The following is a 923-nucleotide window of genomic DNA, read 5'->3' as shown; positions in this document are numbered from 1 at the left end:
CGGTGTCGAGGCTCATCAGATGTTGACCAGCTTCTTGAGGATCGAGGTGAAGAAACCGAGCCCGTCGGTACGGCCCGTGCCGACCAGCGGCTCCACGGCGTGCTCCGGGTGCGGCATCAGACCCACCACGTTGCCCGCGGCGTTGGTGATACCGGCGATGTCCCGCAGCGAACCATTCGGGTTGAAGTCGAGGTACCGGAACACCACACGGCCCTCACCCTCCAGCTCATCCAGCGTCCGCTCATCGGCCACGTACCGGCCGTCGATGTTCTTCAGCGGAATGTGGATCTCCTGGCCCTGCTCGTAATCAGCCGTCCAGGCCGTCCCCGCGTTCTCCACCCGCAGCTTCTGATCACGGCAGATGAAGTGCAGATGATTGTTCCGCAGCATCGCACCCGGCAGCAGATGCGACTCCGTCAGCACCTGGAAACCGTTGCAGATACCCAGCACCGGCATACCCGCCCGCGCCTGCTCCACGACCGTGCCCATCACCGGCGAGAACCGGGAGATCGCACCCGCACGCAGGTAATCACCGTAGGAGAACCCACCCGGCAGCACGACAGCGTCGACCTGCCTCAGATCCTCGTCCCGGTGCCACAACGGCACCGGCTCGGCCCCCGCCAACCGGACCGCACGCAGCGCGTCGGTGTCGTCCAGCGTCCCGGGGAAGGTCACCACCCCGATCCGAGCGGTCACGACTCCACCCTCACGACGAAGTCCTCGATCACGGTGTTGGCGAGGAACGTCTCAGCCATCTCACGGATACGAGCGAGCACGGCCTCATCGACCGGACCCTCCACATCCAGCTCGAAACGCTTCCCCTGACGAACGTCGGCGATCCCCTCGAAACCCAGGCGGGGCAGTGCGCGCTGCACCGCCTGGCCCTGCGGGTCGAGGATCTCCGGCTTGAGCATGACGTCGAC

General features: G+C 65.8%; 2 protein-coding genes. Both read right to left on the bottom strand.

What is annotated here, in order from left to right; translation table 11 throughout:
* Positions 1–15 precede the first annotated feature (15 nt).
* Positions 16–696, bottom strand: a complete 681-nt coding sequence (purQ, locus tag A4V12_RS27140) for a phosphoribosylformylglycinamidine synthase subunit PurQ (protein WP_064072080.1) — start codon at positions 694–696, stop codon at positions 16–18.
* On the bottom strand, positions 693–923 hold a 231-nt coding region (purS, locus tag A4V12_RS27135), incomplete at its 5' end, for a phosphoribosylformylglycinamidine synthase subunit PurS (protein ID WP_064072079.1). The genes purS and purQ, both read right to left, overlap by 4 nt.

The sequence above is a fragment of the Streptomyces noursei genome (assembly GCF_001646665.1).
In the GTDB taxonomy this organism is placed as follows: Bacteria; Actinomycetota; Actinomycetes; order Streptomycetales; family Streptomycetaceae; genus Streptomyces; species Streptomyces lavendulocolor.
This window is presented reverse-complemented; position numbering and strand designations above follow the sequence as displayed.